The following is a 9,002-nucleotide window of genomic DNA, read 5'->3' on the forward strand; positions in this document are numbered from 1 at the left end:
GATTAGGATAAGTTATGACTTAAAAATTAATCAACAACTAAAGCTTATGCTTGTAGCTAAGTGAAATCATTGATTAAGAGACCTGTACTTTTCAATGACTTTTTCAGCAAACCCTAATTGAGACGCGAGTCTTTGGGAATAACATCCAAACCGAGGAGAACCTTTTGGGTATTGGACATATCGCCGATAATTCTTTGTAGGGGTGGGGGAAGTTGTTTGACTAAAGTAGGAGTTACGAGAATTTTATCCTGTTCCGCTAATTGCGGCTGTTCGAGAACATCAATTATTTCTACCGTATAAAGACCGGATAACTCCTCGCGACAGATCCGAAAAATATTGGCGATCGCCCTCTGGGATTTACTTGAATCACCCATAATGTAGAGTTTGAGAAGATATTGACTCATGATTGCGTGTTATTGAACAGTTTAATGTTGCTGAGACCGATATAGTATTTACGATAGAAAGAGACGAGATAACCCATCAATTCCAGGACCATGAGACGACCTTCGCTAACGTAGGCCTGCGCTTTGGCCAGGGTGACATCCTGATTTTTTTGGCGTAGGGTGGTGGTATGAATGTCCACCACATCGCGAGGACTAGCTTTTAAGAATCCTAACTTATCGGCTAAGCTTCGCAGTCGTTCCGATAGATTATGTTCCACTTTATATGCTTGTTCCTCTAAAGCTAAATCTAATAAATCTCCGTAATTTTGGACTAATTCTTGAAAAATATCGGGAATACTCTGCCTTATTGCCTCAGAACCGAACATTTTCGCCGTGATGCTAGTTTGTCCTCCCTTGATTAACTGTTCCAGTTCGCGAAATTCTTCTTCCTGTTGTTGATGTTTAAGATTGAGGATATATTGCTGACGTTCGATCGCTACACGAATTTGATAGACTAAAAGACTACTATCGATATTATTTAACTGAATATAACCATCAGCACCGAGTTGAAAGGCTCTAACGACTAATTTCTCATCATTGCTAGTAGTTTGAACCACTATCGGTATAGCAGCGGCTAATTCTCTGGTTTTGACTAGAATATTTAAGCCGGGGGGGACGGAGATTTCCAAGCTTAAGAGGATGAGATCAAATTTCTCCCCTGCCAGTTTTTCGGCAGTTTCCTGTAGATCCTGAGCTTGGGTGAGGGTAAAAGTCAACCCCTCAGCCAGAGAACATTGGGGGGCCTTTAACAGCAATCTCTGGATTAATTTAACAGTCGTCGGTTCGTCCTCTATCAATAAAATCCTACAGAGATCCCTAGTCATACTAAATCCTGTTTAAAAAGCATAGGAGAGTGGGGAGCGGGGGAGAGAGGATTAAAACTGTATATTAACGCTTTAAGAGCCATGGCTGAGAATTATTAATTATTTGCCCTAAAATAGCCAAAATTTCCTCGTACACACTTGATAATTCTTCTCCTGTTTGTGCGTCCATATATCCGCACTGTACGGCAAAATTTAACCATGTTTGTCAAATGCGGCTTGGTATCTAGGTTTAAGCCATGTCTCCGCTAGATTAGCACAAATAGAACGAGAATACCGTCGAATTTGGTCAGTTAGAGCATATTTTTCTTCTTTAGGAAAACTTTTCGACAATTGAAAAATTTTCATGGCTGCACAGAAGGCTTTTTGATAGGACTTCCAATCTTTATGGCTTCTAATTGGCTCAGTTGACATTTTTCGCCGCACTTAAGCTTCTAGCTAAATTATATATCTCCCCTCTCCCTTCTCCCCTCTACAATCATTACTCGCAGCCAGAAATAGGTTGAGGCATATCATACTTTGTGCTTTTTGTCAAAAAAACTTTTTTTTTGCAATAAAACTACATAAAAAAAAGATCATCGTTGTGGGTGAAATTGACTGATTTACCCGTCTTAATTAGGATCACTTTCTAGGTGTGGCAAGGGTTTCAACTATTGCTGTTCAAAAAAGCACACAATAGCCCACTATGAAATTCTATCAAATCGCTGTAACCATTACAACATCGTTGTTAAATAAAAATCTTTCTCAATTAATTCTTAAGAATTTGTAAATATTGCGGAATGTTAATTTAAATATTCTCAAGTTTTTGCCTTCAATAAATAATTTTTGCTTATCTTTGTCCAACATTGGGTTAGAAGTCAGTTATCAGTTATCAGTTATCAGATGTGAGTTTTCAGTTCACTGATTACTGTTTACTGTTTACTGGACGGCTACGCCGTGCCTTTGGCAACACTGAAAAAAGCTTCTCCCCACACCCCACACCCCACTTCCCTCACCTATTTTGACTGGATTCGGCGAATTGCCACCACTGCCGGCCGGGGAGGTTGATTAACTTGACCACTGGGCCAATTCGACCCTAGGGGTACTTGTCGCATTTGTTCAAATTCCTGCCCATTAGTGGTTTTCAGGGCAAATTTGCGGTTTTCAAAGGCAAAATCCCGACGAATTCCCCCCGCTTCTCCCGGATGTTGTACTGCCAAAAATAACGTCTCTTGGTCGGGAGTAAAGTACAATCCCGTTAATTCCGCATCCATGGGAGCGATAGCAAAAGGATAGGGATGCTCTTGACCCTTGGCAAACACCCAAGCGCTATTATTACCAAAAATCCCCAATAAATCCCGTTGACTAACCGGGACTCCTTGGGGATAACGAGTTTTCATCTCTCGATTTAACCCACCCGTGGAAATATCGCTAACCATCCAGAGATTTCCCTGTTTATCGAAAGCGAGGTTATCGGGATTAGAAAAACCCTGACCTTTCTCGGTCGGTTCCCCTCCGTAAGCGACCACATCCCAACGAAAACTTAAGGAAGCAGCATCGTTATTATCTTCCCTTAAGCTGATAATCCAACCAAATTCGTAGGGGATTTCGCCATTTGGTCCCTTAAATATCTCCCTATCGGCTCCTCCCTCCGCTTGACTGGGACTACCAGAGGTAAAGGTTATATATAAAGTGCCATTCTCGTCCACTTCCGTATCTTCTGGCCGACCAGTACAAGTGATCCCAACGGCGTTAGCGGCAAAATGAGCATCGATGAGAATTGCTCCCTGTTTTTCCGTCCCATTACCTTCATACAGGTCTGCGAGGGTCTTATATTTAGCTTTGTAGGCTAGAATCTCCTCATCGTCCTTAAATAGCAGTAATTTAGTCTCATTGACCGTTCTTTCGGGATTTGGCAAAGCTACCACCCCATCCCCGCGACTAGCGGCAATTTGACTCGGTAGGACGGGATTTATCTCCGTGTCGGGATTTAATGGTATCCAATAACCAGTTTTATCGGGGTTGAATTTGGCCCCGTAGAGCATTCCTTTTTCTAGGAGTTTTGAGTTATTTTTCGCCTTAATATCGCTAATTTTGCCCTCGGAAACGAATTTATAGACATGACCGCCTCTGCGATCGCATCCTGAATAAACCGCCAAGGGTTGCCCCGTTTGAGCGAGAAAAGCGACCGCTTCATGGCGAAAACGCCCTAACCAAGTGTGTTTTGTGCCGTAATCGTCGGGATTGGCCGGATCCACCTCCACCATCCAACCGTATTTATTTCCCGCTAACCCAAAAACGTTACCCCGGCCATCCACTTCCCCACTATTGAGAATAAAGGGGGTAGTATCGGGATGCAAAGAGGAACCGTCTTTTAACACTACCTCCGTCACTTGGTCTTGAAAGTTCTCCTCGGCACTAAATACGGTTCCCCAGGGAGTTGTTCCCCCGGCGCAATTTTGAAATGTTCCGATAATTTTTGACCCTAATCCGTCATCGTAGCCAAGTTTATTGGTTTTGGTAAAAATTGCTACAGCAGGACCAGTCACTTTCAGGTAATGACCGTCCTTTAGTCCAGAAATACCGGTAATGCGGCGATCGGCTTTACTATAGGTACGTTGCCATTTTCCCGTTTGATCTTTAGCTAAGGAAATTACGCCAATTCCCTGATCAATTAAGCCTTCTAGGGAGATTTCCTCGATTTTTGCCCTTAAGCTGGCATCTTGCAGGTGATAGGCGGCAATTTCACCCTTTTCGTTCGTTTTTTCCCGTACTTCCTTGACGGGTAGGGTTTTACCGATCACTTGTTCAAAGGTTTGTAGCCAAGTACGACCACTGATATATTCAAAATTAACGGTTAGATAACCTTGACCCGGACTGGTTTCGATAAAAGATAGATAATCATTGTTATAACCGAAACGGGAATCACCCACTTTATCCCCCCACTGTGCCAGCACATCATAGGTGAATCCTTGCGGAAGAACGAGATCATCTAGGACTTTATAGGTTTGATAGGCATTTTTTTGGCTTTCATCGCTCATACCGTCAATTTTTAAGGGAATTGGCAGTTTGACTGGAGAAAAGTTTAACCCAAAACTATTGGCAGCGATCGCAGGACTGCTAATCAGAGAGGAATATTTTTTCTCTTGCAGACTGAAAAAAGAGACACCAGCAGTGGCAGTTAAAAAGGTGAGGAAATTACGGCGAGAAATACTCATATTTTCAGGAATAAAGTCAAAACTGGTGTTCAGACCTTGATTAGGTTAAATTTTATTACATAAACTTGACATAGGTATTATATATTATCCAAGTTATGACTAAGTTAACAGCCAGTTAAAAGTAATCAGTAAACAGTAATCGGTGCAAAGACAGCAGAAAACTGCCATAATCAGTAAGCAGTAATCGGTGCAAAGACAGTAGAAAACTGCCATTTAATACCGTTCACTTAAAATTCAAATCTGATAACTGAAAACTGAATAGGGGTTTAGCAAATGTCTAACGAAACTGTAACTTATTCCCTAGAAGCCGTTCTGACAAGGATTGAGGGAAAAATCGATAACCTACAAAGAGATGTTACTCAAAAATTCGACAAAATCGATGAACGTCTCACAAAATTAGAAATCGGACAAGCAGAACTCAAAGGAGAGTTAAAAGGAGATATTAAAGCTTTAGATGAGCGATTGACCACGGAAATCAAGGGATTAACGGCACGGATTGCCTATCAGGAATTTACTAACCGGGGGATTTTAATCGCTTTAGTCGTCGCTATTTTGGGTGGTGCGGCTAAACTTTTTGGTTTTTTTCCTAATCCCTAGAAGTGGCTACCAGGCACGGCTAGGAGCAAGATTAATGTCACGAATATTTCGATAAAATTCCTTGTAAAAAAGCGGTAGTTTTTAAATCAATCCCTGTAATTGCCGTGCCGACAACTACCGAATAGGCACCAACTTCTAGGGCTTTTTTGGCTTCTTTTGGAGTCGATATTCCTCCTTCACAGATAACAGGAACTGATAACTTATTAACTAATTCTTCTAGGAAAGAAAAACTCGGCGGTGGTAGATTTTTAGTTGCTTCTGTGTAACCGTAAAGAGTTGTACCGACAATATCAGCACCAGCTGCCACCGCATAAATAGCACTTTCGATCGAGTCTATATCTGCCATGACTAATTTACCAGTTTCCTGATGAATACGATCGATAATTGTGGCTAAATTTTCATCATTAGGACGCTTTCTGGGGGTAGCATCTAAGGCAATTATATCGGCACCCGCATCGGCAATGGCCAGAGCATCTTGATATTTGGGCGTAATATATACCGAACAATCGGGATAATTGCGTTTCCAGAGTCCAATTATCGGTATATCCGGCAACTGTTGACGGGTGGCTTTCAGATGAGCGGGACTATCAATTCTTACCCCACAAGCACCCCTATCCACGCAAGCATGAGCCATGGCGGCAATAATTACAGGATCGTGCAGAGATGACTCCACTGGCGCTTGACAGGAGACGATTAAACCCGATTTTAAGGTTTCTATTCGCATAAAATTGGAAGTGGGGAAGTGGGAAAGTGGGGGTATTTTCAGTGAACAGTGAACAGTAATCAGTGAAAAAACTCCAATCTGATCACTGATAACTGTTTACTGATTTTGGACTTAGATTACTTATAAGCAGCAATACACTGTTCAACTAAAGCGGTTACTGCGTCCACATCTTTCCAACCGAGAATTTCTGTGACTTTTTTCTCTAGATTCTTATAGGTTTTGAAAAACTCGGCGATTTCGTCCAAGCGATGGGGAGAGACATCTTTGAGAGATTTTACCTCTGCATAACGGGGATCTTTAGCGGGAACACAGAGAATTTTTTCATCGCGATCACCACCATCGATCATTTCTAACATACCAATGGGACGCGCTGTAATCACACAGCCGGGGAAAGTAGGCTGATCCATGATCACCATACCATCTAAAGGATCGCCGTCATCGGCGAGGGTATTGGGAACAAAACCATAATCACAGGGATATTGTACCGAAGAATAGAGAACGCGATCGAGAGCAAAGGCGTTTAAATCCTTATCAAACTCGTATTTATTCTTACTACCAGCAGTAATTTCCACTAAAACGTTAATTAAACCGGGTTTCGGTTGGGCAGGAATGCGCGATAAATCCACAAGCTTTCTCCAAATACAAGACAATAGCGCCTTTAGAGTCACCTAAAAGCGCAAGCAAAATTAAAAGACACTTTGATTGACTCCGATCCAAATTTTACCCACAAGGGGGATCGGGACGAAGAAAAAAATTTTATCTTGGCAATCGTCTATCTCAATTCTGTCACCTCATTTGCCTCGTTAGGGAGTAAGATGTGTTACCGGTAAGGGGTTCTTCGGTATAGTTAGGCGTGGAGTTATATCCAATCGCTAACAAGGGTAACGTTAGGGTCAGAATTGCGATCATAGTTCCGAGTAAATTGGCCCACCTATGACTAGGAGGTTCGGAAGTCTTCCCTGACGGGTTGCTTGATTCCATAAAGGGGTCGTGTTGAACTCGACAAGTAAAGAATACGAGAGATATACAGAGCAGTCAGCCATCGGCCCTGAGCTTTTGACAAATTACTGCTATTTTTTGCCTTTGGGCTTGGTTAACGTCTCGTTAAAAAGCGAAACATTAACAGCAATACTCTCCCTACTAATTATATTTTACCAATTCTTTTCCAATAGTTCACTCTGATACTTTTCTTGACCATCTCTCCAGATCATGGTCTGTTGGTGTTTGTCCATGTCATACTAAATCAGTTTTTAATAACTGGATTTAGTATCAATCCACAAAAAAAATGTCTGAAAAGCCCAAATATTAAGCGATTCAAACATTTTCTCATTGCAATCGGAGGGTGATATTGACTTTATGTCTTAACTTCGAGCTTACGATAGAAACCTAGCTGTTAATGTAGCCTATTTAACCAAAATATCGATTTTTTGCTGATTTATCGGGATAGACAATCACCTTTTCTTAGAAATTATCCGAGTTTAGAGACAATTGGTTAGCTAATCTCCCAATAAGCTAGGTCTCAGAGACCAGCAAGGCATCCTCAAGCCTTGATTTGTCCTTACTTGTCATGGACAGCGATCAGGGCAAGTGGGGTCAATCTACCAATGTTTACATCATAACTCGATCGAGGGAGAAAAGCCAAGAACCTGGGAGAAAACTGCCGATTTATCCCGGCCAATATTATTGCTCAGATCGGACTAGATGATGCCGTCAGTCATTCTTCAGCGAGAAACCACCCCGCTAGAGGATTCCGATTCTAGGGGGAGAGAGGGTTTAATTATCCCGTATTTTGTCTCCTCTGGGGTCACTTGACGGATAACCTCCAAAGCTTCCTTGATCATTACTGCCATGGGAACTGCGACAATCACCCCCAGTAAACCGCCCACTCGCGCCCCCGTCAAGACCGAAACCAACACCCAAAAGGGATTTAACCCGGTGACACTGCCCAAAATCCGGGGAGCAATGCCGTTTTCGACAATTTGCTGCACCACTACAGCTACGGCTAAAACTTGCAGAGCTAAACCAATATCGCGCAAAGCTAGTAAAGCTGTCACCGTGACAATGCCTACAGTTCCCCCAAAAGGGATTAAGGCCATGGTACCAATCAAGAGGCCGAATAGAAGACCAAAAGGGACTTTAATCGATAAAAATGCCGTGACTAATCCCAGGGCCATGCAAGTGGCACAAATCACCTGGCCGACAAAGTAATTCTGAAAACTTAAGCGTAGGGTTAGGGAAAAGGGTTGTTGGACGGGTTTGGGCAACCATTGGATAATACTCCTCCAGATATCGGGACTGTGGAGAAGTAGATAAAAGGTGAGGATAATGGTTAGCAGCACATCAAGCACTCGCACCACGGTAAAAACGGTGAGATTAAGGGCTAAATTAACGCTTCTTCCCGCTAAAATTTGCAATTCTGCCCCTAAACGACTGTTAAACTGAGCGATAACACCATCGAAACTGATCGGAATCGGTAGATTCATCGTGTCGATTTTGGTATCTAGTTGCATCAGTTGGCGCTGTCCCGAGTCTAACCATTCTGGCAATCTATTGACAAATTGCTGCGCTTGGGTGAAGACTAGGGGAACTAGGGTGATTCCCACGGCCACAAAAATTAAAATCGTGATCAGGGAAACCACGATCGCAGCTAAACCCCGTTTTAATCCCTGACGTTCCAACCAAGTCACTGGATAACCCAAGAGAAAAGATAGAACGGCCGCTATCAGTAAAATAACAAATAAAGATTCAAAATAGCCAAAAATTGCCGATAATGCCCAGGCATTCAGAACTATAAGTGGTGCAGCTAGAGCAATCACCAGTAAGCGAGATAGGGAATTCAGGGATTGCCACCACGTCTGAACCCAATTGCGTTTCGGGGGAACGACTTTAACTTCCACCATGAAGCCTCTTAAAGGGTTTGTTTCAATACTTGTATTCTGACAGATCGAAGCCGAACCCGCTAACTCAACCGGGGGAAGTGGGAAGATGGGGTGTGGGATGCTGACAGGTGTAGGTTTATTACAACCCCACCAGAAAACTTCGAGCTGCCCTTTGAGGGGAAATTATCCCAAGATTATCGTTGGGTAATTATGGCCAACCTCATTCCCTGGTCAGAATTTGAAGCGGAATACGCATCACTTTTTTCAGAAGAAATGGGCACACCCGCCAAAACATTCAGGACAGCACTCGGAGCATTAATTATTAAAGAAAAATTAGGAAC

Annotated in this window: 10 protein-coding genes; 2 read left to right on the top strand and 8 right to left on the bottom strand. The window is 42.6% G+C overall.

All coding sequences use genetic code 11. From position 1 onward, the window contains the following. Positions 1-113: 113 nt before the first annotated feature. From EWV60_RS13555 to EWV60_RS13570, 4 genes are all read right to left on the bottom strand, one after another. Complete coding sequence (locus EWV60_RS13555) at positions 114-404, bottom strand: circadian clock KaiB family protein (protein ID WP_002734286.1); 291 nt, start codon at positions 402-404, stop codon at positions 114-116. After that, the gene (locus EWV60_RS13560; RefSeq protein ID WP_194013268.1) at positions 401-1,267 is read right to left on the bottom strand and encodes a response regulator; all 867 of its coding nucleotides are present in this window, start codon (positions 1,265-1,267) and stop codon (positions 401-403) included. The genes EWV60_RS13555 and EWV60_RS13560 overlap by 4 nt, the downstream gene beginning before the upstream one ends. Positions 1,268-1,459: 192 nt before the next feature. Beyond that, complete coding sequence (locus EWV60_RS23265) at positions 1,460-1,678, bottom strand: four helix bundle protein (protein WP_002740750.1); 219 nt, start codon at positions 1,676-1,678, stop codon at positions 1,460-1,462. Positions 1,679-2,259: 581 nt separating this feature from the next. Continuing rightward, the gene (locus EWV60_RS13570; RefSeq protein WP_287232787.1) at positions 2,260-4,461 is read right to left on the bottom strand and encodes a PhoX family protein; all 2,202 of its coding nucleotides are present in this window, start codon (positions 4,459-4,461) and stop codon (positions 2,260-2,262) included. Positions 4,462-4,734: 273 nt separating this feature from the next. Here EWV60_RS13570 and EWV60_RS13575 point away from each other — a divergent pair, with 273 nt between their 5' ends. Beyond that, the gene (locus EWV60_RS13575; protein WP_002752658.1) at positions 4,735-5,058 is read left to right on the top strand and encodes a DUF4164 family protein; all 324 of its coding nucleotides are present in this window, start codon (positions 4,735-4,737) and stop codon (positions 5,056-5,058) included. 37 nt (positions 5,059-5,095) lie between these two features. Here EWV60_RS13575 and EWV60_RS13580 read toward each other — a convergent pair whose 3' ends face one another. The 4 genes from EWV60_RS13580 to EWV60_RS13590 form a co-directional block, all read right to left on the bottom strand. Further along, complete coding sequence (locus EWV60_RS13580) at positions 5,096-5,782, bottom strand: N-acetylmannosamine-6-phosphate 2-epimerase (RefSeq protein WP_149107312.1); 687 nt, start codon at positions 5,780-5,782, stop codon at positions 5,096-5,098. A 116-nt stretch (positions 5,783-5,898) separates the two neighbouring features. Further along, entirely contained in the window at positions 5,899-6,408 is a 510-nt protein-coding gene (locus tag EWV60_RS13585; protein WP_002732961.1) for an inorganic diphosphatase, read from the bottom strand. Between the two features lie 160 nt (positions 6,409-6,568). Next, complete coding sequence (locus tag EWV60_RS23415) at positions 6,569-6,763, bottom strand: TLTLP motif-containing protein (RefSeq protein WP_012267246.1); 195 nt, start codon at positions 6,761-6,763, stop codon at positions 6,569-6,571. A 740-nt stretch (positions 6,764-7,503) separates the two neighbouring features. Then, a complete protein-coding gene (locus tag EWV60_RS13590) occupies positions 7,504-8,682 on the bottom strand; it encodes an AI-2E family transporter (protein ID WP_069475566.1) in 1,179 nt (392 codons plus the stop codon). Positions 8,683-8,799: 117 nt separating this feature from the next. Here EWV60_RS13590 and EWV60_RS13595 point away from each other — a divergent pair. Beyond that, positions 8,800-9,002: transposase (locus EWV60_RS13595; protein WP_502705824.1), on the top strand; the 203-nt coding region annotated here is incomplete at its 3' end.

Source organism: Microcystis sp. Msp_OC_L_20101000_S702 (assembly GCF_007095705.1).
Classification (GTDB): domain Bacteria; phylum Cyanobacteriota; class Cyanobacteriia; order Cyanobacteriales; family Microcystaceae; genus Microcystis; species Microcystis ichthyoblabe_A.